This is a genomic window from uncultured Sphingosinicella sp. (assembly GCF_963974575.1).
Taxonomy (GTDB): domain Bacteria; phylum Pseudomonadota; class Alphaproteobacteria; order Sphingomonadales; family Sphingomonadaceae; genus Sphingosinicella.
On record NZ_CAXBBQ010000004.1, the window covers coordinates 346,237 to 370,368 of the forward strand.

Genomic DNA, 24,132 nt, shown 5'->3' on the forward strand with positions numbered 1-24,132 from the left:
CCTTTCGAAAGCCGCTACACGGGTCCCGCCATGACCGGAACGACACCGCCGCTCGGCCTTATCGAAGGCTATTTCGGAGAGCCTTGGACATGGGCTGACCGAACGCACGTGATGCGCAGCCTCGCGCCGCATGGCTTCTCGTTCTTCATCTACGCCCCGAAGGCGGACGCGTACCTCCGCCGCCAATGGCAGGACGACCACCCTGCCGAGGCGATGGATGCGTTGGCGCATTTCGCAGACGCCTGCCGCGACGCGGGCGTGGCGTTCGGCATCGGCCTCACCCCATACGAGCTTCACAACGACTGGAGCGGCGCAGGCAAGGCGGCGCTCACAGCGCGGCTAAAAGCCTTGGGCGCGCTCCGTCCGGACGTCATCGCGATCCTCTTCGATGACATGCACGGCGACATTCCGGGCCTGGCCGAAACGCAGGCCGCGATCGTGCATCACGCCGCAAGCACCCTGCCCGCACGCGTGTTGATGTGTCCGAGCTACTACAGCGATGACCCCGTGCTCGACCGCGTATTCGGTGCGCGGCCGGCAAACTATCTCGAAGACCTCGGCCGCCTGCTCGATCCGGCAGCGGACGTGTTCTGGACCGGCGAGGAAGTCTGCAGCCGCGAGTTCACGCGCGGGCACCTCGACGGCGTGTCGGAGCAGCTCCGCCGCAAGCCCGTGCTGTGGGACAATTACCCCGTCAACGACGGCCCGCGCATGTCGCGCTTCCTGCACCTGCGCGCCTTCACCGGGCGGCATGGCATCGCGGGGAGCGTGGCGGGACACGCAATCAACCCTGCGCTGCAACCATGGCTGACGCTCGCGCCCGCGATGACGCTCGCGATGAGCTATGCGCAAGGCGACGCCTATCGCTATGCCGCCGCGTTCCTCGAAGCCGCGCGGCAATGCTACGGCAGCGACCTTGCCGAGGCGCTTGAAACCGACCTTCTCTCCCTGAACGACAGCGGCCTCGACCGCATTCCGGGCGAGCGCTGCACATCGCTGCGCTCGAAATACAAGGCGATGGACCACCCGGCCGCTGACGAAGTCGCCCGCTTCCTCGAAGGCGGTTACCTGATCACTGGCGAAGCGGTGCAGACCCAGTAGCGTTGAGCGACCGCCACGCGGCGGGCGACAGGCCGAAGGCGCCTGAAAAGCTTTTCGTGAAATGCTCCGGCGAGGAAAAACCGCACGCGGCGGCGGCGGTCTTCACCGGCGCTCCTTCGCCGAGGAGCGCGCGGGCACGGTCCAGCCTTGCGGCGGTGACGAAGGCGGCAGGAGTCTTGCCGGTCGCCGCGCGGAAATTGCGGTGGAAGCTGCGCGGCGTCTCGCGAACACGCGCAGCGAGCGTCTCCACATCGAGTTTCTGCTCAAGGTTCGCGGCGATGTAGCCCACGAGATCGGCATAGCGCCCGGCCGCCTTCGCCTGCGCGCGGAGCAGCGGCGAATATTGAGACTGGTTGCCCGGGCGCCGCACCGAGAGCACCAGTCGCCGCGCGATGGCGTTCGCAAGGCGCGGCCCGTGATCCCGCTCCACCATCGCAAGCGCCATGTCGATCCCCGCCGTCACACCGGCGGAGGTCCAGAGCGCGCCGTCTTCAACGAACATCGCATCGGCATCCACCTCGGTGCCGGGGAAGCCTTCGGCAAGCAGATGCGCGCCGTTCCAGTGCGTGGCGACGCGGCGGCCATCGGTGAGCCCCCATGCCGCGAGCGCGAACGCACCCGAACAGATCGAGCCATAGCGGCGCGCCGTGGCAGCGGCTCGCCGGAACCATTCGCCGGTCCGCCGATCCCCCATCAACGCACGCAGGCCGGGGCTGTCGCCGCCGACCACGAGCAACGTGTCCAGCGTATCGAACGCAGGCAGCGGAAGCGTCGCGACGGCAACGCCGCAGCTCGACATCACCGCCCCGCCCTCGGCCGACACCGTGACAACCTCAGCGTCGTTTCCCAATCCCTCGGCCGCGCCGCCGAAGACGGCGGCAGGGCCTGAAAGGTCGAGCAGTTGGAAGCCGGGGAAAACAAGGAAGATGGTCCGCATGGCATGAATATACAGATTATTGTCATTTCCGCCAAGGCGCGGAATGCCTACGAGCATTCCGCCAACCCGAGGACACACGCCATGACTGAAACCTTCGAAATCGGCTTCCTGCTCTATCCGGAGCTGACCCAGCTCGACATGACCGGCCCCGCGCAGGTGCTGGCGCGAATGCCGAACGCGAAGCTGCACTTCGTGTGGAAAACGCGCGATCTCATCCACGACGATTGCGGCCTCACCTTCGTGCCCACCGCCACGTTCGAGGACTGCCCGCAGCTCGACATGATCTGCGTGCCGGGCGGCTATGGCACGTCGGCGGTGATGCACGATGACGTCGCACTGACGTGGCTGCGAAAGCAGGCGGAGGGCGCGCAGTTCATCACCAGCGTCTGCACCGGTTCGCTGATCCTCGCGGCGGCAGGGCTGATGACCGGCTACAGGGCGGGCTGCCACTGGGCATGGCGTGATCTGCTGAGCGGCTTCGGCGCGATTCCCGTCGCCGAGCGCGTTGTCGAGGACCGGAATCGCATCTCGGGCGGCGGCGTCACTGCCGGAATCGATTTCGGCTTTCGGATCGTCGAGAAGCTGCACGGCCGCGACATTGCCGAGATGATCCAGCTGGCGCTTGAATACGACCCCGCGCCGCTTGGCGGCGGCACGCCGGAAACGGCGCGCAAACCCATTCTAGAGATGACGCGCGCGGCGATGACCGCGCGCGGCTTCGACCTTCGGCGCACGGAAATATCCTCCCTCGCTTCCGCGCGCTGAAAACGAAGGCGCCGGCGGACCCACCCGCCGGCGCCTGATCGTTTGTTGACGGTTCAGCCCTTGATGAAGGCGAGAACGTCGGCGTTGAAACGGTCGGCTTCCTGCTCCGAGATGCCGTGACCGCTGCCCTCGTAGATCTTCAGCGTCGCTTTCGGCGCCAGTTTCGAGGAGAGCAGCGCCGAGGCGCCGATCGGCACGATCTGGTCGTCATCGCCGTGAATGATGAGCGCGGGCACGTCCATCTTCTTCAGGTCCTCGGTGAAATCGCTTTCCGAGAAGGCCTTGATCGAGTCGAGCTGGCCCTTGAGCCCGCCCATCATGCCCTGCCGCCAGAAATTGTCGCGGATGCCTTCGGAAAGCACGGCGCCCTCGCGGTTGTAGTTGTAGAAGGGCACGACGATGTCCTTGAAGAACTGCGAGCGATTGCCGAACGTGTTCTTGCGGATGTCGTCGAACACCTCGAGCGGCAGGCCGCCGGGGTTCGCCTCGGTCTTCAGCATCAGCGGCGGTACCGCGCCGAGCAGAACCACATTCGCGACCCGGTCCGTGCCGTGCCGGCCTACATAGCGGGTCACCTCGCCGCCGCCCGTCGAGTGGCCGACGAGAACGACATTCTTGAGGTCGAGCTGTTCGATCAGTTCGCCGAGGTCGTCGGCATACTGGTCCATCGTGTTGTTCTGCCACACCTGATCGGAGCGGCCGTGACTGCGGCGATCGTGGGCGATGACGCGGTAGCCGGCGTTCGCGAAAAACACGAGCTGGGGATCCCAGACATCGGCCGTGAGCGGCCAGCCGTGCGAGAAGACGATGGGCTGCGCGTCCTTCGAGCCCCAGTCCTTGTAGAAGATGCGGGTGCCGTCTTTTGTGGTGATCGTGCTCATGACTTGGTTCCTTCCTGACTGTCTGCCGCTGCATTCGCGTCGGCTTCTGATGGACGTTCTACGCAGGCTGCTGCAGGGTGCGGATTGGCGGAACCGACATTGTAGGGGTCAAAAGTGACAAACGATCGCGCAGTCGCCGAAATCGGCATCGTCATCTACCCAGGCGCGCAGCTCGGTATGATCCACGGGCTCAGCGACTTGTTCTGGATCGCGGGCGAGCGATCGAAGCTCCACGGGGGCGAGCGCCTGCGGGTGAGCCACTGGGAGCGAACCGACGAAGGCTTCCGACGCAGTTTCGACACGATGCCCGGCGCCGGGTCGTGCCCCGCCGTGCTCGTCGTGCCGGGCGCGCTGTCGAAGGTGCCGACGCCGACGGAGACCGAGCCCTATGCGCGCTGGCTGCTCGATCGCCACGCGCAGGGCGCGACGCTCGGCTCGGTGTGCGGCGGCGCGTTCATCCTTGCCGCGACCGGCCTCCTCGCGGGGCGCACGGCGACAACGCACTGGATGTTCGGGGAAAAATTCCAGCGCCGCTTCCCCGATGTGAAGCTCGATGCCGACAAGATGATCGTGGAGGACGGCGACATCATCACGGCGGGCGGACTGATGGCGTGGACCGATCTTGGCCTCCGACTCGTCGACCGCTTCCTCGGGCCTTCCATAATGCTCGAGACGGCGCAGTACCTGCTCGTCGATCCCGTGGGGCGCGAGCAGCGCCACTACAGCACCTTCGCGCCGCAACTGACGCACGGCGACGAACCGATCCTGAAGGTGCAGCACTGGCTGCAGGCCAAGGGCGGCCGCGACGTGAGCGTGAGCGCGATGGCCGAACATGCCGGGATGGAAGAGCGCACCTTCCTGCGCCGCTTCCGCAGCGCGACCGGCATGAAGCCCACCGAATATTGCCAGCAGCTTCGGGTCGGCAAGGCGCGCGAACTGCTGGAGTTTTCAAAGCGCCCCGTGGACCGGATCGCGTGGGAGGTCGGCTACGAGGACGCGGGTGCTTTCCGCAAGGTGTTTCAGAAGCGCGTCGGCCTCACCCCCGGCGACTACCGCCGCCGCTTCGGAACCGCAGCTGCTGCCTAAGCCGCGAGGCGGCGGCCCATGACGAGCTTGAAGAGGACGAACACCACGCCCGCGCCCGCCGCGAGGGCGGCATGGAGCAGCCAGAATTCGGTCGTCCGCATCGTTTCGTAAAATCCGCCGATCCAGCCCACGAGCGCGTTCGCGGTGAAGAAGGCGAGGTAGTAGAGGCCGATCACCGTGGCGTTGATCGCCCTGGGTGCGAGCTTCGCGAACAGAGCGAGGCTGACGGGGAGCATGTGCGCGAAGCCGATGCTGTTGATGACGTGAAAGGCCACGGGCCATGCCAGGCCGATCTTCTGCCCCGCGCCCTGCGTTTCCGCCGCCATGTAAAGGCAGAGCATACCGCCGATCGAGAAGGCCGAACCGATGATGATCTTGGTGATCTCATCGGGCTCTTTCCAGCGCTTCCCATACCAACGGTAGAACAGCGCAACGAGCGCGAGGAAGCTGACGCTGACGATGGCGTCCAGCGTGACAAGCCAGGTCGTCGGCAGCTTCTCGCCCATGAAGTTCAGGTCGAACTGCTGGTCGCCCCAGACGAGATAGGCGTTGAAGATCTGGTTGTTCGGCACGATCGCAACAGCGAGCACAGGGATGAGCAGGACGAGCGCGATCACGGCGGGCCAATCCCCGGCTTCCAGCTTCGGCACGGCCACTGCGGTCTTTCCCTGCGGCTCGAAATGCTCGCGCGGCAGATGCTTCTGCCCGGCCACATAGATTGCAAGGCCGATCAGCATCCCGATGCCCGCCGCGCCGAAGCCCCAATGCCAGCCGACGGTTTCGCCGAGCGTGCCGACGATGAGCGGCGAGGCGATGACGCCCGCGTTGATGCCGAGATAGAAGATCTGGAACGCGTCGGCGCGGCGCAGGTCTCCGGGGCCGTAAAGCGCGCCGACCTGGCTTGCGATATTGCCCTTGAACATGCCGCTGCCGAGCACGAGGCAGAGCAGCGCGAAAAGGAAGGCGGCTTCGAACGCCATCAGAAAATGACCGACCGCCATCGTGACTGCGCCGAGCAGGATGGTGCGTCTCTTGCCGAGAACGCGGTCGGCGAGGAAGCCGCCGAGGATGGGGGTGAGGTAGACGCTTGCGGCATAGGTGCCGAAGATCGCCGAGGCGAGCGCCTGCCCTTCGATGCCACCGAAAAGCGCGCTGAACGGCTTGAACAGCGCGACGTTTTCGACGTGCCCCGGAAGCAGCAGTTCCTTCGTCATGTAGAGGACGAGCAGCGCCTGCATGCCGTAGAAGGAAAAGCGCTCCCACGCTTCGGTGAAGGCGAGATAACCAAGACCGATGGGATGACCGAGGAAGCGGCGGTCTTCCACCATGTGCGCGGCTTCAGGCTCCGCGTCTTCCGATATCGTCATCTTGCGCTCCCCAGCCGCCGGCTTATCGTGCAGACGTATAACAATTTCCCCAGGGAGACCCACATGAAACTCGGCGCTACCGCAATCGCCCTGTCGCTTATCGCATCCAGTGCGGGGGCCGCGCCCGCCGACGATTTCGCGAAACTGCGCGACGATATCTGGCAGATGGCGCTCGTCGAGAACCCGCGCCTTGCCACCAGCCTCGGTGACCGGCGCGGCGACGGCAAGCTCGACGACATCTCGCTTGCCGGATACGAACGGCGGCTGGCTACGGACAAGGCCTTCCTGAAACGGCTGGACACGATTTCCATCGACGCGCTGCCGAAGGCCGACCGCATCGATTACCGTATCCTAAAACGCAGCCTGGAAAGCAGCGTCGCCGGCGCGGCGTTCGGGCAGGAACGCACGGTGCTGTTCACCAACCGCTATGGCTGGCACATGGCGTTCGCCGGCCTTGCCGACGATTCCCCGTTCTTCAACAAGGCGGACTACGAAAGCTACGTCGGCCGCCTTGAAGCCTATGGCAAACAGAACGCCGACGGCATCGCCGTCACGCGCCGCGCCATCGCCGATGGCTTCACGCAGCCGTGCGTGCCGATGGCGGGGTTCGAAAAGACGATCGAGGGCCGCATCGCGCCGAGCGCCGCGCAGAGCAGTTTCATGTATCCATTCCGTGCGAAACCCGCGACGATTTCAGACGGCGACTGGACCGCGCTGAAGGCGCGCGCGGAAAAGGCCGTGGATACGGTGGTGACGCCAGCGTACCGCGATTTCCTGAAATTCTACATGGCGGAATACGCGCCCAAATGCCGCAAGAGCGTCGGCATTTCCGAGACGAAAAACGGCGCGGCCTATTACGCTTACCGCATCAACCAGCAGACGACGACGGACAAGACCGCCGAGGAGATTCATCAGCTCGGGCTCAGCGAGGTTGCCCGCATTCGCGCGGAGATGGACGCGGTCGTCAAAGCATCGGGTTTCAAGGGCGACCGCAAGGCCTACATCGCCATGCTGCGCACCGATCCGAAATATTACGCGAAGACCGGCGAGGAATTGATGCTGCGCGCGGGCGCACTCGCGAAGACGATCGACGGCCATCTCCCGAAGCTGTTCGGCAAGCTGCCGCGCCTGCCTTACACGGTGCTGCCAATCCCGGATGATCAGGCGGCGGGCAACACAACCGCCTATTACGAACCCGGCGCGATCGCAGCGGGCCGTGCGGGTGTCTACCGCGTCAACCTCACCGAACTCGATCAGCGCCCGCTGTTCGAACTCCCCGCGCTCGGCGTGCATGAGGCGGTGCCGGGACACCATTTGCAGATTGCACTGCAGCAGGAACTCGACCTCCACGATTTCCGCAAACACGGGGCATTCTTCACGGCGTTCGTCGAAGGCTGGGGTCTCTATTCAGAACGGCTCGGTATCGAGATGGGTTTGTACGATACGCCCGAAAAGGACATGGGCCGCCTTTCCTATGAGATGTGGCGCGCGTGCCGCCTCGTCGTCGATACCGGCATCCACGCCAAGGGCTGGACAAAACAGCAGGCGGTGGACTTCATGCTGGAAAACACGGCACTTTCCGCAGCCAATGTCGACGCGGAAGTGAACCGCTACATCACCTGGCCGGGGCAGGCACTCGCCTACAAGATCGGCGAACTCAAGTTCCGCGAATTGCGCGCCCGCGCGGAACGGGAACTGGGCGACGCATTCGACATCCGCACCTTCCACGACACGGTTCTGGAAAACGGCGCCGTGCCGCTCGACGTGCTGGAAGCCTATTTCAACGAATGGCTCGCGGCGCAGACGGCTGCACGCAATTAAATCGATGGATCAGCCTCCTCCCTCCCTTACGGGGAGGGGCGTCCCTCCGAACAGGATGGACCGGCGGGACCGCTGAATTCGATCCGCCCTAAACGTCCGTGACCAGCCGCAACCAGGCGATGCTCCGGTCACGTACGATGGGCGCAAGGGGAAGCGGATCGAATATGCTCACCGGATTTTCGGCGTATCGCGGATCTTCCTCCACCACCTTTTCCCACTCACTGCGCGCTTCCGGCATTCGCCCGATACGGGCCAATGCCATCGCCGTCATCGCATGTTGCAGCGGCGGCCCGGCAGGCACCTGGAAATCCTCCGCGGCGACGAGCGCGGCAGGCCCATCATCCCGCGCGACGGCAGCAAAGAACAGACCCGACTGCACCCATTGTGGCGGGTGGGCGTGGAGAGACAGCGCCTTACGCAGCACGGCCTCGCCATCAGCGTCGCCCATCATGATCTTGAACATGGCGACTCCGGACATGAACTCCGGATTATTGCCATTGAGGAAGACGACCCGATCCGCCGCGGTACGGGCTTGCCGTTCAAGCCCCAGATAAAGCGCCGTTCGCATCAGCGAATATTGCGCACCCGGATCGTTCGGCTGAAGATCTACCGCCTTCTGCGCCTCCTGATGGGCCTGCGCCAGGAGATCATCCCGCTCCTTGCCTTTCAGCTTCAGTGCATCCTGCGCCAGGAACCAGGACCGCGCACTACGCGCCATTGCGGATTTCGGATCTTCACTCGCCCAGCTCATGACACAATTGCGAACTGTAGCCTCGTCGTCCGGCGGCATCATTCGCCAAAAAGACCGCAACGCCAGCCAGCAACCGTAGGGCGTATTGATACTGATATTCCGCTGATCCCCATCGCCGTGGATGACGCCCGCGGGCTGCGCGAGTCGCGCGCTCAGCGTCGCTGCAACCTCATCAATATCGAACACGCGTCCTTCGATAGGTTCGCGCAGGCCGGAACGCGACCATACCACGCGGCCAGTATCAAGCTGCGTGAGCGTGACGTTGATACGCGTTCCGCCAGGAACGGCACGCAGGGTCGCGTCGAGCCGATAATCGGCCGCACGTGAAAGCTCGTTGGAGACATCAACGGCTGTGAACCTGTCGAACCCATCGCGCAAACCTCCTGTCAGATCGACAGCGGCGCCGCGCTGCGCCTGCGCAGGATCAAGCGCAATAACCGGTGCAAGATAAACCACCGGGAAATTGCGAACGCGCCAGACATTCTGTTCGGGACGCCAGAAGAAAAATGCAGCCAACAAAACCGCAATTGCCGCGCCCCCAATGGCGGCGTAGCGCATCAATTCCGTTTTCGATTTGACAATTTTCGAGGTGACGGGCGCGGGAGCCTCCCCAACGAATTCCACGGCATAGCCGCCGCTTGGAACACGTATCTGCACGTCCGAGACGGGAGGCGTGTGCGCATAGTGCGCATCAAGCAATTTTCTGAGGCGCGCGACCTGCACGCGGGGATAGGAATCCGTTTGCGGATCAAAACTCGCCTCGCGCCCAAGGGCATCGACCGCGATCGCATAAGACTTCAGCGTTTCACCGCGTCCGGCAAGCGTCTCCGTTACCAGAAATCGCAAGAGACGGCGCATGACTGGCGATCTCTGAAAAGCGGGATCAGCCTCGATCACCTCGAGTTCCGCTTCCACTCTGCGCCAGAGCGACCCCTCCGGCTTGATGGGGTCGTGGTGCATCGAAAGACCTCCCTCCCCCTTTGGTTTATTTTCCGACACCCGATCGTTACGAAACAGAAACGTATTAACTTTCAGTTAAAGGTGCATGCTCCTGATTTCACAAGAAAGTTGGGCGATTCCAAAACCCCGCATGTAACTGTTACAAGCGGCTCATTTTGCCCCGCCGAATTCCCTCCGAAAACCGCGGCGCGAAGCCGAATCTATCGTAAATCACCATCGCAGCAACCGGTTTTTACTCCCCAGGTCACCTTTCATCCGATTTCCTACCCGAACGAACACCAACACTCTTGGCCGTGATCCTGTTCCTCTCAACCGATCACGGTCACACCCCGGCGGCGGCGACTGCGTCCTCCGAAGTCGCCGCCGCAAACCGGTTCTGAAGAACCGCGAGACGGGGTGGGAATTGGTAACGAAGACAGAAAACAGAGTTGCATCCAAGTTGCATCACGTGGGGGAGAGCTGGAATGATTGAAGACAGCACAAGCGACGCGCGCGGACGGGTTTCCACCCGCATGTCCGGCGCGATTACAGTGGGCCGGAGACGCAGCACGGTTGCAGTTCGCAACATTTCGCTCGGCGGCGCCATGATCGAACTCCCGTCCCCGCCCGAGGAAGGCACACGCATCCGGTTCGAGACGGACACGACCGGCAAGGTCGATGCACGTGTCGTGTGGGTAATCGGCAACCGCTGCGGTCTGGTGTTCGAACGGGCGGCCGAAAAACCTGTCTACAGGGCCGCCGCGATCGCCTGACGTTTCAGGCCGCCACCGGAACGATTTCGAGGATGATATCGCCCGAGGCAATGATTGCCGCGCCGGGCTCCCAGAAACCAATCGCCTGATCGCCGCGAATAATACGCACGGCGAGACCGCCTTTGCAGGATGCAAGCGGTTTTCCAATTTCGTCAGCATTCGCCGGCCGCTCGACGAGTTGCACGCGCCCAGCCGCCGTCACGAGATCGGTGATATAATTCACGACATGGCTACCGCCCGCCGCGCGCGCGAGCAGATGCCCGCCGAGCGTGACCGGATTGATCACGGTGTCGGCGCCCGCTTTCCTGACGAGATACTCATTGTCTTCGGATTTGATGATCGCGCTGATCCGCACGTTCGGATTGAGCTGGCGCGCGGTGAGCACTAGCAGCGCACTCGTATCGTCACGCCCGCCGCAGGCGATGAAGCTCTCTGCCGCCTCGATACGCGCGAGCGACTGAGTTTCATTGCGCGTGGCATCCCCTTCCAGGCCCATGACACCGACGGTAAGCGCCGCCTCGATGCGCGCGGGCGAAGGATCGATCACCACGATGCGCTGGGGATCGACACCATTCGCGACGAGTTCCTCGACAGCGGCGGTGCCCGTGGTGCCGTAGCCGGCGACGACATAGTGCTGCGTCAGGCCCGCGCGGATGCTTTTCATGCGCCACTTCTCCCACATGTGCTGGACGAGGAATTGATACGCGGTGCCAAGGAACAGCAACCACACGAACAGGCGGATCGGCGTCACCACCATCGCATCGAAAAGACGCGCACGGTTCGTGACGGGAACGATATCTCCGAAGCCCGTCGTCGTTACGGTGACGGCGGTGAAATAGACGGCATCGACAAAGCTGATCTCGTTTTCGGGATCGTTGGCATCGCGATAGCCTGCGCGATCGAACCAGTGCCCCGCGAGCGCGACGCCGAGCAGTGCAAGGACAATGCAGACACGCAGCGCAAGGCTGCCGAGCGGCGAAAATGTGGGCGGACGCCGCAGCCGACCGCCCTCATCGCGGGTGCGCGCGAGCAGGCCCGGCAGCGTCGGCCGCATTACGCGGCGCAAACGATCCTCGATTCTCATGTCATGCTCGCCATCGCCTGCGAATACACGTCGCGGTAGCGTTCCACCATCACCGCCTCGTCGTATTCGGCGATAACGCGCGCGCGGTTCGCGGCACCGATCTCGGCGCGGAGCAGCGGATCGCCGATCATGCGCGCAAGGAGCCTGCCGAACACCATGTCGTCCGGGACGGGCGCGATCAGCGGCCGGTTGCGTTCCGACACGATGGCGCGGACGTCGCCTACGTCAGTGGCGACTGCCGGCAGCCCTGCCGCCATCGCCTCCACGAGGCTGAGGGGGAACTGCTCGCTGTCCGACGACAAGGCGAAGATGTCGAAATGGCCCACGCACGTTTCGGGTTTGCCGAGGAAGCCCGGCATAAGGACACGGTCGGCAATGCCAGCGTCCGCGGCTGCCGCAGCGATCGCCTCTCGCTCCGGCCCTTCGCCGACGATGATAAGGCGCGCAGGCACGGAAACGATGCGCGTCGCCGCCGCAAAGGCGCGGACGAGGCGCGGAAGGTTCTTTACCTTGCGCAAGCCCGCGAGCGTGCCGACGATGACCTCGCCTTCACGCCTTTCAAAGCCGGGAATACTGCCCGCAGGTGGCGGCGCGGCGAAAAGGGCGCTGTCGATGCCGTTCGGAATGCGAACCACGCGGTCGCGCGGCTGCTTCCAAGGGCCGAGTGCGATCCGCTCCAGCACCTCGGACGGCACAACGAGCGTGGACGCAGACGGTAGCGCAAGACGACGGTAGAGGACGCGCGCGGGCTTTTGGCGAAGGGCTTCGTCGTCGTTGAAACCGTCCTCGTGGTGGACGAGCGGGCGGCGCGCGAACAGGCGGTTCGCCATCACGCCGTCGAGCGCGCCCCAATTGTAGGTCAGTACGAGGTCGTAATGTCCGCGCGTGATCGCCGCGCCGATCGCTTTCAACTTCGCGAGGGTGAGGCGTCCGGCGAGCGCAGGGAAATCCTGAAGCACACGCGCATCCACATGCGGGGCGATCTGGCGGGCAGCGCCGACGGCCGCGGGCACAGCGCTCACGATGTCGTGCGTGTAGGCATCGCCGAACGCATTCATCAGGCGTACGGCACGCGCTTCCTTACCGCCGAGATCGAAGGTCGAGTGCAGGTGCAGCAGGCGCGGCCGGCTGGAAGGCGGCATAAGAGGCATGGTTTCGGCTTATAGCAGTGTTGATACGCTGATAAAGGCGTGACAAAGCGCGAGAAATTAACGATCACGCGGCATTCGTTGCGAGAATACGAACGGGAAAACGGGGCGGCATGGGCGGCTTTTATCTGTGCCGAGTGACGGAGGAAGACGCTGACGCGGCGCACATCGCCGCTGCCGAGGCGCAATTTCGCCTGCACGGCTTCACCCGGTTCACGCCGATCCGCAGCGCCGCGCACGCCGGCTTCCATGCCGCACCGATCCACGACAGCCATGTGTGCGTGCACCGCGATGGAGAGGATTTCATCGCGGTCGCGGGGACGCTGATCCACGACGGCAAGTTCGGCGAGTCGGCGCTCCGCGCGCTGCTTGGCGACTTCCGCTTTCCCTTCGAGGACTGGTCGAACACGACAGGGCAGTTCGCCGCGATCGTCCACAAGGCCGGGCGGACCTTCGCGTTCACCGACTTCTTCGGCGCCTTCCAGCTCTTCCACGACGCGAACTGGGACGTCGTCTCGACGAGCTTCCTCGCCGCCGCGAAAAGCCTCGACCGCGTGACCTTCGATCCGCAGGGCGTCTACGAGTTTGCGTTCAACGTGTTTCCCACGGGCGACGACACCGTCGTGAGCGAGCTGAAGCGGTTGGGGCCGGACGCGCAGATGGAACTCGGCGAAAAAGCCGTGCGGACAAGCGTCTCGAAACCTCTGCCCGAACGCGTCTCCTCGACACCGATCGAAAAACGCATCGCGGCGCAGGCCGAACGCCTGCGGGGCACAGCGCGCATCTATGCCGAGGCGTTCGGCGACCGGATGCAGTGCCCGCTTTCCGGCGGGCTCGACAGCCGGCTTGCGCTCGCGCTGCTGCGCGACGCCGGGGTCAGCCCGCATGTGTACGTCTACGGCAGCCCCGGCGACGGCGATGTCGAAGTGGCGCGGCATATTGCGGATCATGAACATTTCCGCTTCGAGCCCTTCGAAAAGGCGTCGTTCGCCAGCATCACGCCAGACGACTTCCCCGCGATCGTGGCGCGGAATTTCCACGAGACGGACGCGCTCGTCACCGATGGCGGGCTGTTCGACAACGGCGGCAACGCCTACGCGCGTCACCAGCGGCAGGAAGGCGGCCAGCTCGCGGTTTCCGGCGGATGCGGCGAAGTGTTCCGCAACTTCTTTTACCTGCCCGACCGCGCACTGACCGCCCGGCAGGTGATGGGGGCCTTCTTCGCGCGCTATACGCTGAACGACGTCACCGACGCGTTCGATCCCGAAGGCTTTATTGACCGGCTGGAAGTGAAAGCGCTGAAGGCGATCGAGAAACCAGGCGCAACGGGCAAGCTGCGCCGCACGCTCATTGAACAGCTGTACCCGCGGATGCGCTGCCGCGCGTTCTTCGGTCGCGAAATCAGCGTCGTGGGACGGCAGGGCGCCTATTTCATGCCGTTCTTCGACCACGAGGTGATCGAAGGCGCACTGCAATTGCCGCTTGCCTGGAAGAACGCGGGCCGCTTCGAAGCCGCGCTGCTGACGCACATCGACCCCGTCCTTGCGGCCTATCCTTCAGACTACGGTTACAGCTTCGACCACCCGCCGACGCTTTCGCACCGCATGAACGAGCTCGGCACCCGCGTGCGGCCACCGTGGCTGCGTCAGCGCAGCTATGCGGTGCGTCGCCGTTTGGGGCCGATCCGCGATGAGCACGGCGGGCTGCTCACACCCGCCTTCCTCGGCCGCGTGCTCGACCTGCATTTCCCGCACATGCAGCAATTTTTTAAAATGAAAGCGGTCAGCGACACCGGTCTTTACCGGCGCATCGCGACGCTCGAATATCTGGCGCAGCATCTTGAGCGCCAGATCATTTGACACGAATCTTTTGACTCTCACTCAAAAGTCCCCATATCATCGTTCTGGCTGTGGAGATATTCGAGGTTTTATGGCAACGCGCGTAGCGGAAAGCCGTTCGCGGCGATACGATCCGGCAGAAACGCGTCAACGCGTGCTGGAAGCGGCTAATCACCTGTTTTCAACGCAGGGCTTCGCGAAAACCGGCACCGCCGACATTGCCCGCGCGGCAGACGTTTCGGAAGGCTCGATCTTCTATCACTTCGGCTCCAAACGCAGCCTTCTGGAAGAGCTCGGCCGCATGTACGGCGAGCGCATGTGCGCGGCGATGGAAGCCGGCGATCGCCTTGAAGACCTTGAGCCCGGCATCACCATCCAGCGCTGCTTCGAATACTGCACCACCCAGAAATCGTGGGAAAACATCGTGAACGCCAACTGCGCGGGCACGGCGAGCCGCGGCAAGATGGGGTTGAAATCGAACCCCGACGCCGAGCCCTTCTACCGCGCCTCGCACGAGGTCGTCGCGGCGTGGGTGGAAAATCAATACCGCGCGATGGCGAAGAAATTCGACCTGACCGACGTCGATACGAAGATCGCCGCGGAGCTGACCTATTCGGCGGTCGGTGCGGCACTCGACATCGCCTTTGCGCCCGGTGCGGATGAAGCGCTGAGAAAGCGTGTCGAGGCGGAGACCATCCGCTATGTGCGCTGCGCCTGCCGCCTGCCGCACCCGCGCGAGGCATGACGGGACGCTACCGTCCGGACCCCGCCATTCTCGAACTCGGCAGTGATTATTACGATCCCGTTCGGGCCGCGGTCTTTCCGCAGACGATCCTGCGCTTCCGGAACCAGCGCCACGCCGAAACACTAGGCCTCGGTAATCTTACGGATGAGGCGTGGCTGCAGCACTTCGGCCGCTTCGCGCCGCTTCCAGACAACCTCGAGCAGCCGCTAGCGCTCCGCTATCACGGCCACCAGTTCCGCACCTACAACCCCGAGATCGGCGATGGACGCGGCTTCCTGTTCGCGCAGCTGCGCGACGGCGCGGACCGGCTGCTCGACCTCGGCACCAAGGGATCGGGCCAGACGCCCTACAGCCGCTTCGGCGACGGGCGGCTGACGCTGAAAGGCGGCGTGCGCGAGGTGCTGGCGACCGAGATGCTGGAGGCGCTCGGCGTCTACACCTCCAAGAGCTTCTCGCTCATTGAAACCGGAGAGGCGCTGACGCGCGGCGACGAACCCTCGCCGACACGCTCCTCCGTGCTCGTCCGCCTCAGCCACAGCCACATCCGCTACGGCACCTTCCAGCGCCTCGCCTATCTGAAGCAAGTAGACGCCATCCCCCCACTCGTCGACTACTGCCTCCGCCACTTCGTCGGCGGCACGCACGACGATCCCTACGCCGCGCTGATGGACCATGCCGTCGCAGGTGCGGCGCGACTCGCGGCAAGCTGGCGCGCGGCCGGCTTCGTTCACGGCGTGCTCAACACCGACAACATCAACATCACCGCCGAGAGCTTCGACTACGGTCCCTGGCGCTTCGTGCCGCGCTGGGACGACGGCTTCACCGCCGCCTACTTCGACCAGTTCGGCCTCTACAGCTTCGGACGGCAGGCCGAGGCGCTGCAATGGAACGTGCACCAACTCGCGATGGCGCTGCGCACCGTCGCGCCCGCCGAAAGCCTGATCCCGGCGCTGAAGACCTATCCCGAACGCTACGAGGCGGCGCTCGCCGAGCGCTACGTGTGGCGGCTCGGCGTGAAGCCCCGCGATGCGAATTCCGATGAAGCGCTGGCGCTCACCATCGAAACCGCGCTCGCCGCCACCGACATAGCCCCCGACCGCTTCTGGTTCGACTGGCGCGGCGGCAAGCGGCGCGCGGCAAACGCCGTGTACGACACGGACGTCTTCGCGCCGTTCCACACGGCAGTCGCTGCTTACGAAACCGTCGACACCTGCGCGCACCCCTACTGGTCGGACGCCGAGCCCTGCACGATGCTGATCGACGAGGTGGAAGCCATCTGGGCACCCATAGACGAGGCCGACGACTGGAGCGCCTTCAACACAAAGATCGCCGCCATCCGCCGGATGGGCGAGGCCTACGCCAGCTCCAGAAGCTGAAAGAGCGCCCGCCGCGCTTCCCACGCCGTTTCCCAAAGCGCTGGATTGCCGAGATCGTCGGGGGCGATGCTTTCGGGCCAATGCGTTTCGATCAGCCGTTCGAGCGCATCCGCCTTCGCATCACCGAGTAGGAAGCGCGGATCGATCGCGGCGAGTACCGCCTCGCTGACCGCGACGCGGAGGCGGAGGCAGGCGGGGCCGCCGCCATTCTTCATGGATTCGCGCACGTCGATGAAATGACAGGCGCGGATCGAGCCGTTACCGGCGAGCATGGTTTCAAGCCACGCCATCACGCGCGCGTTCTCCTCGCTCTCCTTCGGCAACACGAGCACCATTTCGCCCGAGGGCAGCGTGACGAGCTGCGAGTTGAACAGATAGGAGCCGATCGCGTCCTCAAGGCTCACCGCGCTTGCCGGAACCTCGACGATCTCGACCTCGGGCAAGCGGCGCCGCAGCTCCGCGTAGAGCGCTTCCTTGTTCTCGAACGCCTGCTCGTGCGCGAACAGCACACGCTCGTTCGCGACCGCGACGACATCGTTGTGGAACGCGCCGGCCTGGATCGCCGCGTCGGACTGCGGCCAGAAGATCGCATCGCCGACACCGTTCAGGCGCGCGACCGCCTCCGATGCGCGCCGATCCTGCCGCGCCGGAAAGCGACCCTGCTTGTCCTCTCCATAAACGAAGACCTCGACGCCCTTCTCACCATGCGACGGGCACAGGCGCATGAAGTTCGCCGCACCCTCGTCTCCGAACTTGCCGGGCGTCGCCGCGTGGATGGCGAAGTGCCGCGTGTCCGCAAACGCGACGGCGAGTTGTCGGTGCGTTTCGGTGTGTTCGATGCTGCGATGCGCCATCGTGGAGAGATTGGCCGCGGTGATGTGAACACGCCCGTCCGCCGTATCCGGCGCGGGCGACACCGTGCCTGCGTTCGCCGTCCACATCGACGAGGCTGACATGGCGTTGCGGAACAGTACGGGGTCCGCCGCGAACGCCGCCGCGCAGACCTCCGCATCGCTGCCCGCAAAGCCGAGCGTACGCAGCCACGGGGCATTCGGGCGGTCGTGCGGTAACAGGAAGCCCTGCGGCAGACCGAGCGACATCAGGAAGCGCATCTTGCCGAGGCTTTGCAGCGCGGCGGCCCGCGGCCGCGACGTGCCGCCGGCGTTCTTCGCGCTGGCGATATTGCCGAAGCTGAGCCCGGCGTAATTGTGCGTCGGGCCGATCAGCCCGTCGAAATTCACCTCGACCGCGCTCATTCCTCGTCCGCCTTCAAACCCGTCGTGATCGCCCCGCGCACCTTGACTTCCTCAAGGCTCGCGACCGGAAACGCGCAGTAATCCGCCGCATAATAGGCGCTCGGCCGGTGGTTTCCGCTCGCCCCCACGCCGCCGAACGGGGCGTTCGATGCAGCACCGTTTGTCGGTCGGTTCCAGTTGACGATGCCCGCACGGGCGCCCGACCAGAAGCGGTCGTAAAGCGCCTGATCACCGCCGACGAGCCCGGCGGAAAGCCCGAAGCGCGTGGCATTCGCCTCCATCATCGCGGCCGAGAAATCCGGCACGCGGATTAGTTGCAGCACGGGACCGAACATCTCCTCATCCGGGCGGTGCGGAACGTCCGTCACATCGAGGAACGCGGGTGTGAGGAATGGCCGGTCCGGCGTGATCCGGGTCAGCGGGCGGATGGCGACCGCGCCTTTGGACGTAAGCGCCGATGCCTGATCCAGAAGCCGGTCGGCGGCGCGATTATCGACCACCGGCCCCATGAACGGCTGCGGCTCATCGAACGGAGCGCCGACGATGAGCTTGTCCATGAGGGCCTTGACCTGCTCAACGAGCGCCGCGTGCTTGCCTTCCTCCACGATCAGGCGGCGCGCGCAGGTGCAGCGCTGCCCGGCGGAGAGAAACGCGGACTGGACGATGAGCGCAGCGGCCGCGGGAAGGTCCACCTCGCGCACGTCCCAAACGATAAGCGGGTTGTTGCCGCCCATTTCGAGCGCGAGGATTTTGTGCGGCGTCTCGGCGAACTGGCGGGCGAGCGCGTGGCCTGTCGTGGCGCTGCCCGTGAACAGCAGCCCGTCGATGCCTTCGTGCCCGGCGAGCGCGCGGCCGGTGTCGCCGTCGCCCTGCACGATTTCCAGCGCACCTTCGGGCAGCCCCGCTTGCATCCAGCATTCGCGCAGCAGCGCCGCCGTGCCGGGGGTCAGCTCAGAAGGCTTAAGGACGATGGTATTGCCCGCCAGCAGCGCCGGAACGATATGACCGTTGGGGAGATGCGCGGGGAAGTTGTACGGGCCGAGCACGGCGAGCACACCGTGCGGCCGGTGGCGAAGCTGCTGCGTGAAGCCCTCGCCCTCCTTTTTCCGGTTGCCCGTGCGCTCCTGATAGGCGCCGAGCGAGATATCGACCTTGCCGATGACGCTCTGCACCTCTGTCTTCGTTTCCCAGAGCGGCTTTCCGGTTTCGCGGGAGATCATCGCCGCGAGGGCGTCACCGCGATCGCGGACGACGTTCTGGTATTTGCGCATCAGCTCGACGCGCTCCGAAAGCCGCAGCGCCTCCCACCCCGGCTGCGCTGCGCGCGCAGAGACGACGGCGCGGTTCACATCCTCAAGGCTGGCGACCGGCCCGCGCCAGACCTCCTCGCCCGTGGACGGATCGGTCGAGACGAGTTCAGGCTGCGACATGGCTGATCATTTCCCCGGACTGAAGGCCGTGCAACCTTATCTCGTCTGCCGTGAGCGAAAGGCCCTGCGGTGTTTCGGCGGCGCTGCTCTGCCACGCGCGGAAGTCCTGCAGCGTGCCTTTTGCGAGTAGCGCGCTCACCGGGCCGCTCTCGGCGGACGCGGGATCGGCGACCGGGAGTGAGCGGCACTGCTGCACGGTGCGGATGTTGTCGATGTAGGCGAAGACGGTGGGGCCGCCGTCGAAGATGTCTATATAGCCTTCGTAGATGAAACCCTCTTTTTCGAGCAGCTTCAGCGCGGGGACGCCGGTGTCGTGCGGCTTTCCGATCACCGCGCGCGCCTCTTCGGAAAGCAGGGCGGTGTAGATGGGATATCGGGGCATCAGATCGGCGATGAACTGGTTGCCGTGCAGCGAATTGAAGTGATCGGCTTCCTGGAAAGGCATCTCGAAAAACTTGCGGCCGAGCCCGTCCCAAAACGGCGAGCTGCCGTCCGGGTGGTGCCAACCGCGAAGCTCGGCGACGACGCGCGTGGGGAAGCGTTCACGGTGGCGGGCCATGAAGAGGTAGCGGCTGCGCGCGAGCAGGCGGCCAAGGCCTTCGGCGCGAAGCTCCGGCAGCAGGAAAAGGCCGCCAACTTCGGCAGCGCCGTTGAAATCGTTGGTGAGGTGCAGCACCTCCATCGTGATGTTGCGCCCCAATTCCTTCGAGGTCTGGTTCACGGTCGCGATCTTGTACGTATAGAACGGCCATTCGCCGCCGAGGCGCGAGAAGATCATCGCGCTGCCGCCGATGCGGCCCGTCTCCGCCTCCTCCATCAGCAGCATGTAAAGCTCGTCCTGCGGGAGTGCGCCTTCGCGCGCGAAGCTCTCGCAGCTCCAGCCGATGCGGCGCGCGAGCGCATCCCGGTCCGGCGGCAGATTGGTGAAGCCGCCGCCCGTCTGTCCGGCAAGCACGAGCAGCGCATCGACATCGTCCGCACGCGCGGGCCGAATGAACCAGACCATATATACTCCCCCGGCGCGGGCGCGCCTTAACACGTGTGGTCGTGTATCGGGGACGATATCGTTTCCGGCGATCGGCGCCGGCGCCGATCAGGCCCCGTGGCCGTCCCAGGCACCCTGCGCGAGACGCATCAGGATCAGTGCCGACAGCCGCGCCCTTTCAACAAGGGACACGGTAAGCAGATACTCTTGATCCGAATGGATCGAGCCACCTCGTACTCCAAGCGTATCGACGACCGCAAGCCCCGCCGCGGCGAGATTATTGCCGTCGCAGACGCCGCCGGTGTCGCGCCAGCCGATGTCGAGACCAAGATCGAGGCCGCAGGCGCGAACGAGGTCGAAGAGCTTCTGCTGGTGCGCGTCCATGGGCTTCGGCGGGCGCGCGAAGCTGCCCGAAAGCTGGATCGAAACGTCGTGCGCGGCGGCAACGGCGCTGATCGCATCGGCGACGGCGTGGGCGGCGCGGTGCTGGTCTTCGAAGGTCGAAGGGCGCATGTTCCAGCGCAGCACGGCGGTATCGGGCACCACGTTGTTGGGGCCGCCACCATCCAGCTTGGCGACGTTCACCGAAAGCGTCGGGCCCTTCATGGCGTCGAGCCGGAGCGCGAGGTCGGCGGCGGCGATGATGGCGTTGCGGCCCTCTTCGGGATTGCGGCCCGCGTGCGCGGCCCTACCCGCAATGGCTGCGGAGAAGTTGCCGCTGCCCTTGCGCGCGCCAGCGAGCGTGCCGTCAGGCAGCGAGGACGGCTCGAAGGTGAGACCGATCTGGCAGCGCCGTCCGGTTTCCGCGAGCAGCGGCGCAGAGCCGAGCGAAGACACCTCTTCGTCGCTGTTGAGGATGATCTCCCAGCCCAGCTGCCGGGCGAAGGGTGACGCTTCGAAGCAGCGGAGCGCCCAGAGCATCACGGCGATGCCGCCCTTCATGTCCGCGACGCCCGGCCCGTTCAGCACACCGTCGGCCAGCCAGCGCAGCGCCTGAAAGGGGTGATCGACAGGAAACACCGTGTCCATGTGCCCGGTGAGGAGGACGCGCTTGTTCGCCGGGCGGTCCATGACGATGTGCAGGTTGTCGCCGTGCGCGAGCGCATAGGTGCGGCCCGCGGCGTCCACCGCCTCGACGGGCGCAGGCGGCACGCGGCGGATCTCGCCGCCGAGTGGCGCGAAGGCTTCGGCGAGCACATCCGCGTAGTGCGCGAGGCCCGCAAGATTGCGGCTGCCGGTGTTGATCGCCGCCCAGCTTTCGATCGCCGCGAGCATGGGCGCGTGGGCATCGTCGAGGAACGCGAGCGCCCCCGCTTCGGCATCAGTGAGCCGGGTCATGCGTCGTCGCCCAGCCGTCTTCCGGGGGCGATCTCACGCGGGTCGGTCTTCACCGCGATGAGCGCAGGGACGCCGCTTACGCGGGCGCGGACGAGCGCGGCGGGGAAGTCTTCGGTGCGATCGACGGTTTCACCGTGACAGCCGAAGCTGCGCGCGAAGGCGGCGAAATCGGGGTTCACGAGCGCGGTGCCCGATTGCCGCCCCGGAAAATCGCGCGCCTGATGCATCCGGATCGTGCCGTACTGGCCGTTGTCGACGACGATGAACAGCACGTTGGCGCCGTAGCGCGCGGCAGTGATGAGCTCATTGCCCGACATCAGGAAGTCGCCGTCGCCCGCGAGCACCACGACCTCGCGCTCCGGCTGGAGCAGCTTCGCGGCGATCCCGGCGGGAACGCCGTAGCCCATCGCGCCAGAGGTCGGCGCAAGCTGCGTGCCGATGCGGCGATGCTGATGGAAGCGGTGCAGCCACCCGGCGAAGTTGCCCGCCCCGTTGCAGTAGATGGTGTCGGCGCCGAGCGTGGCATCAAGATGGCTGATCACTTCCGCCATGTTAACACCGTTCACAACGCTTGTGGGCTGCGTCCACGCCTCGTAATCGGCGCGCGCGGCGCGGGTCCAGTCCGCCCAGCGCGAACCGTCGATCACGAAGCCGAGTTCGCCGAGCGCCGCGCTGGCAAGCCGGATCGACGACTGAATCGCGAGCGCCGGGCGGCGGACGCGGCCCAAGGTATCGGCGTCGGGATGGATATGGACGAGGCTTTGCGCGGGGGTCGGCACCGCAGGCAACGTATAGCCCTGGCTCGCCACCTCGCCGAGCCGCGTGCCGAGCGCAATGATAAGGTCGGCCGATTTGACACGCTCGACGAGCTTCGGGTTCGAACCGAGCCCCAGTTCGCCCGCATAGCTAGGATGCGCGTTGTCGAAGCGGTCCTTGCGCCGCCACGACGTGACAACGGGAAGGTTCGCGCTTTCAGCAAAGCTCTGCACCGCCGCGACGTCTTCGGCTGTCCAGCCCGGCCCGCCGAGCCACAGCAGCGGGCGTTCGGCAGCATCGAGCATGTTGGCAAGCGCCGCTATGGCAGACGCATCGGGCGAGGCCTGCGGCGGTTCGATCCGCGTGGCGACGGCCGCCAGCGCTTCCTCGGTGAGGACATCCTCGGGCAGCGCGATCACCACCGGCCCCGGCCGCCCGGAAAGGCTGAGCGCATAGGCGGAAGCGACGACTTCGTGCGCGCGATCGGCGCGGTCGAGCACGAACACGCCCTTGGCGAGCGCGCCGAACATGCGGCGGTAATCGACCTCCTGAAACGCCTCTCGCCCGATCATGTCGGTACCGACATCGCCGACGAACAGCAGCATCGGCGTCGAATCCTGAAACGCCGTGTGCACGCCGATCGAGGCGTGCGTCGCGCCCGGCCCGCGCGTGACCATCGCGACACCCGGCCTGCCGTTCAGCTTTCCATAGGCTTCCGCCATGTTGGCGGCGGCGGCTTCGTGGCGGCAGGTGATGAGCGCGATCCTGTCCTGCACGTCGTGCAGCGCGTCGAGAACGGCGAGGTAGGATTCGCCCGGAACGCAGAATACGTGGCTGACGCCCTGATGGACGAGAGTTTCGGCGATGGTTGCGGCCACGCTCGGCATGGTGGATCGGTGCCCGTGTGGGGGAGCGAAGTCAAGCCGTGCGAAGCCTCTCCCCTCTCGTAGCTATCAACCGCCGCGCGTTTCCGGCATTGAGCCCGGCATGACCGATCATATCCGCATCGAACGCGACGGCCGCGTCCTCGTCGTCACCATGAACCGCCCGGAGAAGAAGAACGCGCTGACGCACGCCATGTACGCGGCGATGGCGGACGCGATCGAGGGCGCGCAAACCGACGACGGCATCCGCGTGGTGCTGCTGACCGGCGCGGGCGAGGCGTTCACATCGGGCAACGATCTCGTCGACTTCCAGTCGAATCCGCCGCGCGGGACGGACACGCCGGTCGCGCGCTTCCTGCGATCGATCCTGAACGCGGAAAAGCCGCTGATGGCGGCGGTGGGCGGCGTTGCTGTCGGCGTCGGCACAACGATGCTGCTGCACTGCGACCTCGTCGTGGTGTCCGAAAACGCGATGCTGCAGACGCCGTTCACGGACCTTGCGCTGATCCCTGAGGCCGGATCGTCGCTGCTGCTGCCCCAGGTCGTCGGCACGGCGCTGGCGAGCGACATGTTCCTGACCGGACGGCGGCTTTCGGGCGAGGAGGCCGTTAAAATCGGCCTCGCATCCCGCTTCGTGCCGCATGCCGAGCTTGAGGCCGAAGCGCGGCGCATCGCGCACGACATCGCCGCGAAAGCGCCGGAATCGGTGAAGCTGACGAAGGGCCTGCTGCGCCGAAACCGCGCTGAAACAGAAGCGCGACTGATGCTGGAAAGCGAGCTTTTCACCGAGCGGCTGAAATCGCCGGAATTCATGGAAGCCGCCACCGCCTTCATGCAGAAGCGGCCGCCGAATTTCGGCTGATTTCCGCGC

Annotated in this window: 20 protein-coding genes; 9 read left to right on the forward strand and 11 right to left on the reverse strand. The window is 65.2% G+C overall.

The window, feature by feature from the left end; genetic code table 11:
• The first annotated feature begins 30 nt into the window (after positions 1 to 30).
• Complete coding sequence (locus tag AAC014_RS09675; RefSeq protein ID WP_339707550.1) at positions 31 to 1,101, forward strand: beta-N-acetylglucosaminidase domain-containing protein; 1,071 nt, start codon at positions 31 to 33, stop codon at positions 1,099 to 1,101.
• Here AAC014_RS09675 and AAC014_RS09680 read toward each other — a convergent pair.
• Entirely contained in the window at positions 1,073 to 2,038 is a 966-nt protein-coding gene (locus AAC014_RS09680) for a helix-turn-helix domain-containing protein (protein ID WP_339707553.1), read from the reverse strand. The two genes, AAC014_RS09675 and AAC014_RS09680, sit on opposite strands and share 29 nt — an antisense overlap.
• Positions 2,039 to 2,119: 81 nt before the next feature.
• On the opposite strand from AAC014_RS09680, the gene AAC014_RS09685 reads away from it, so the two are divergent.
• Positions 2,120 to 2,803, forward strand: a complete 684-nt coding sequence (locus AAC014_RS09685; protein WP_339707556.1) for a DJ-1/PfpI family protein — start codon at positions 2,120 to 2,122, stop codon at positions 2,801 to 2,803.
• A 53-nt stretch (positions 2,804 to 2,856) separates the two neighbouring features.
• On the opposite strand, the gene AAC014_RS09690 is transcribed toward AAC014_RS09685, so the two are convergent.
• Positions 2,857 to 3,684, reverse strand: a complete 828-nt coding sequence (locus AAC014_RS09690; protein WP_339707559.1) for an alpha/beta hydrolase — start codon at positions 3,682 to 3,684, stop codon at positions 2,857 to 2,859.
• Between the two features lie 114 nt (positions 3,685 to 3,798).
• On the opposite strand from AAC014_RS09690, the gene AAC014_RS09695 reads away from it, so the two are divergent.
• Positions 3,799 to 4,770 (forward strand): GlxA family transcriptional regulator, encoded by a 972-nt coding sequence (locus AAC014_RS09695; RefSeq protein ID WP_339707562.1) that lies wholly within the window; start codon positions 3,799 to 3,801, stop codon positions 4,768 to 4,770.
• Here AAC014_RS09695 and AAC014_RS09700 read toward each other — a convergent pair.
• Entirely contained in the window at positions 4,767 to 6,137 is a 1,371-nt protein-coding gene (locus AAC014_RS09700) for a peptide MFS transporter (protein ID WP_339707565.1), read from the reverse strand. The genes AAC014_RS09695 and AAC014_RS09700 overlap by 4 nt on opposite strands.
• Before the next feature lie 63 nt (positions 6,138 to 6,200).
• Here AAC014_RS09700 and AAC014_RS09705 point away from each other — a divergent pair, with 63 nt between their 5' ends.
• Complete coding sequence (locus AAC014_RS09705; RefSeq protein ID WP_339707568.1) at positions 6,201 to 7,958, forward strand: DUF885 domain-containing protein; 1,758 nt, start codon at positions 6,201 to 6,203, stop codon at positions 7,956 to 7,958.
• 88 nt (positions 7,959 to 8,046) lie between these two features.
• Here the strand turns inward: AAC014_RS09705 and AAC014_RS09710 are convergent, their stop codons facing one another.
• Complete coding sequence (locus tag AAC014_RS09710; RefSeq protein ID WP_339707571.1) at positions 8,047 to 9,669, reverse strand: hypothetical protein; 1,623 nt, start codon at positions 9,667 to 9,669, stop codon at positions 8,047 to 8,049.
• Between the two features lie 464 nt (positions 9,670 to 10,133).
• On the opposite strand from AAC014_RS09710, the gene AAC014_RS09715 reads away from it, so the two are divergent.
• On the forward strand, positions 10,134 to 10,421 hold the full coding sequence (locus AAC014_RS09715; protein ID WP_339707574.1) for a PilZ domain-containing protein: 288 nt from the start codon (positions 10,134 to 10,136) through the stop codon (positions 10,419 to 10,421).
• Positions 10,422 to 10,425: 4 nt separating this feature from the next.
• Here the strand turns inward: AAC014_RS09715 and AAC014_RS09720 are convergent, their stop codons facing one another.
• Both AAC014_RS09720 and AAC014_RS09725 read right to left on the reverse strand, forming a co-directional pair.
• Entirely contained in the window at positions 10,426 to 11,505 is a 1,080-nt protein-coding gene (locus AAC014_RS09720; protein WP_339707577.1) for a potassium channel family protein, read from the reverse strand.
• On the reverse strand, positions 11,502 to 12,656 hold the full coding sequence (locus AAC014_RS09725) for a glycosyltransferase family 4 protein (RefSeq protein ID WP_339707580.1): 1,155 nt from the start codon (positions 12,654 to 12,656) through the stop codon (positions 11,502 to 11,504). The genes AAC014_RS09720 and AAC014_RS09725 overlap by 4 nt, the downstream gene beginning before the upstream one ends.
• Before the next feature lie 110 nt (positions 12,657 to 12,766).
• Between AAC014_RS09725 and AAC014_RS09730 the strand changes: the two genes are divergently transcribed.
• The 3 genes from AAC014_RS09730 (at position 12,767) to AAC014_RS09740 (ending at position 16,612) form a co-directional block, all read left to right on the forward strand.
• Positions 12,767 to 14,512: a hypothetical protein gene (locus AAC014_RS09730; protein ID WP_339707583.1), complete on the forward strand. Its 1,746-nt coding sequence runs from the start codon at positions 12,767 to 12,769 to the stop codon at positions 14,510 to 14,512.
• 70 nt (positions 14,513 to 14,582) lie between these two features.
• Positions 14,583 to 15,236 (forward strand): TetR/AcrR family transcriptional regulator, encoded by a 654-nt coding sequence (locus tag AAC014_RS09735; protein ID WP_339707586.1) that lies wholly within the window; start codon positions 14,583 to 14,585, stop codon positions 15,234 to 15,236.
• Positions 15,233 to 16,612 (forward strand): YdiU family protein, encoded by a 1,380-nt coding sequence (locus AAC014_RS09740; protein WP_339707589.1) that lies wholly within the window; start codon positions 15,233 to 15,235, stop codon positions 16,610 to 16,612. Before AAC014_RS09735 ends, AAC014_RS09740 begins: the two co-directional genes overlap by 4 nt.
• On the opposite strand, the gene AAC014_RS09745 is transcribed toward AAC014_RS09740, so the two are convergent.
• From AAC014_RS09745 to AAC014_RS09765, 5 genes are all read right to left on the reverse strand, one after another.
• Positions 16,591 to 17,868, reverse strand: a complete 1,278-nt coding sequence (locus AAC014_RS09745) for an N-succinylarginine dihydrolase (protein WP_339707592.1) — start codon at positions 17,866 to 17,868, stop codon at positions 16,591 to 16,593. The two genes, AAC014_RS09740 and AAC014_RS09745, sit on opposite strands and share 22 nt — an antisense overlap.
• Positions 17,865 to 19,298, reverse strand: coding sequence for a succinylglutamate-semialdehyde dehydrogenase (gene astD / locus AAC014_RS09750; RefSeq protein ID WP_339707595.1), 1,434 nt, complete (start codon positions 19,296 to 19,298; stop codon positions 17,865 to 17,867). The genes AAC014_RS09745 and astD overlap by 4 nt, the downstream gene beginning before the upstream one ends.
• Entirely contained in the window at positions 19,285 to 20,304 is a 1,020-nt protein-coding gene (locus AAC014_RS09755; protein WP_339707598.1) for an arginine N-succinyltransferase, read from the reverse strand. Before AAC014_RS09755 ends, astD begins: the two co-directional genes overlap by 14 nt.
• An 87-nt stretch (positions 20,305 to 20,391) precedes the next feature.
• Positions 20,392 to 21,621, reverse strand: coding sequence for a hydrolase (locus tag AAC014_RS09760; protein ID WP_339707601.1), 1,230 nt, complete (start codon positions 21,619 to 21,621; stop codon positions 20,392 to 20,394).
• Complete coding sequence (locus AAC014_RS09765) at positions 21,618 to 23,264, reverse strand: thiamine pyrophosphate-binding protein (protein WP_339707604.1); 1,647 nt, start codon at positions 23,262 to 23,264, stop codon at positions 21,618 to 21,620. The genes AAC014_RS09760 and AAC014_RS09765 overlap by 4 nt, the downstream gene beginning before the upstream one ends.
• Positions 23,265 to 23,364: 100 nt before the next feature.
• On the opposite strand from AAC014_RS09765, the gene AAC014_RS09770 reads away from it, so the two are divergent.
• On the forward strand, positions 23,365 to 24,123 hold the full coding sequence (locus tag AAC014_RS09770) for an enoyl-CoA hydratase (protein WP_339707607.1): 759 nt from the start codon (positions 23,365 to 23,367) through the stop codon (positions 24,121 to 24,123).
• Positions 24,124 to 24,132 lie beyond the last annotated feature (9 nt).

Excerpts from the sequence above, each read along its gene's own strand:
- AAC014_RS09675 (WP_339707550.1), top strand. The coding sequence starts at position 31 with ATGACCGGAACGACACCGCCGCTCGGCCTTATCGAAGGCTATTTCGGA.
- AAC014_RS09680 (WP_339707553.1), bottom strand. The coding sequence starts at position 2,038 with ATGCGGACCATCTTCCTTGTTTTCCCCGGCTTCCAACTGCTCGACCTT.
- AAC014_RS09685 (WP_339707556.1), top strand. The coding sequence starts at position 2,120 with ATGACTGAAACCTTCGAAATCGGCTTCCTGCTCTATCCGGAGCTGACC.
- AAC014_RS09690 (WP_339707559.1), bottom strand. The coding sequence starts at position 3,684 with ATGAGCACGATCACCACAAAAGACGGCACCCGCATCTTCTACAAGGAC.
- AAC014_RS09700 (WP_339707565.1), bottom strand. The coding sequence starts at position 6,137 with ATGACGATATCGGAAGACGCGGAGCCTGAAGCCGCGCACATGGTGGAA.
- AAC014_RS09705 (WP_339707568.1), top strand. The coding sequence starts at position 6,201 with ATGAAACTCGGCGCTACCGCAATCGCCCTGTCGCTTATCGCATCCAGT.
- AAC014_RS09710 (WP_339707571.1), bottom strand. The coding sequence starts at position 9,669 with ATGCACCACGACCCCATCAAGCCGGAGGGGTCGCTCTGGCGCAGAGTG.
- AAC014_RS09715 (WP_339707574.1), top strand. The coding sequence starts at position 10,134 with ATGATTGAAGACAGCACAAGCGACGCGCGCGGACGGGTTTCCACCCGC.
- AAC014_RS09720 (WP_339707577.1), bottom strand. The coding sequence starts at position 11,505 with ATGAGAATCGAGGATCGTTTGCGCCGCGTAATGCGGCCGACGCTGCCG.
- AAC014_RS09725 (WP_339707580.1), bottom strand. The coding sequence starts at position 12,656 with ATGCCTCTTATGCCGCCTTCCAGCCGGCCGCGCCTGCTGCACCTGCAC.
- AAC014_RS09730 (WP_339707583.1), top strand. The coding sequence starts at position 12,767 with ATGGGCGGCTTTTATCTGTGCCGAGTGACGGAGGAAGACGCTGACGCG.
- AAC014_RS09735 (WP_339707586.1), top strand. The coding sequence starts at position 14,583 with ATGGCAACGCGCGTAGCGGAAAGCCGTTCGCGGCGATACGATCCGGCA.
- AAC014_RS09740 (WP_339707589.1), top strand. The coding sequence starts at position 15,233 with ATGACGGGACGCTACCGTCCGGACCCCGCCATTCTCGAACTCGGCAGT.
- AAC014_RS09745 (WP_339707592.1), bottom strand. The coding sequence starts at position 17,868 with ATGAGCGCGGTCGAGGTGAATTTCGACGGGCTGATCGGCCCGACGCAC.
- astD (WP_339707595.1), bottom strand. The coding sequence starts at position 19,298 with ATGTCGCAGCCTGAACTCGTCTCGACCGATCCGTCCACGGGCGAGGAG.
- AAC014_RS09755 (WP_339707598.1), bottom strand. The coding sequence starts at position 20,304 with ATGGTCTGGTTCATTCGGCCCGCGCGTGCGGACGATGTCGATGCGCTG.
- AAC014_RS09760 (WP_339707601.1), bottom strand. The coding sequence starts at position 21,621 with ATGACCCGGCTCACTGATGCCGAAGCGGGGGCGCTCGCGTTCCTCGAC.
- AAC014_RS09765 (WP_339707604.1), bottom strand. The coding sequence starts at position 23,264 with ATGCCGAGCGTGGCCGCAACCATCGCCGAAACTCTCGTCCATCAGGGC.
- AAC014_RS09770 (WP_339707607.1), top strand. The coding sequence starts at position 23,365 with ATGACCGATCATATCCGCATCGAACGCGACGGCCGCGTCCTCGTCGTC.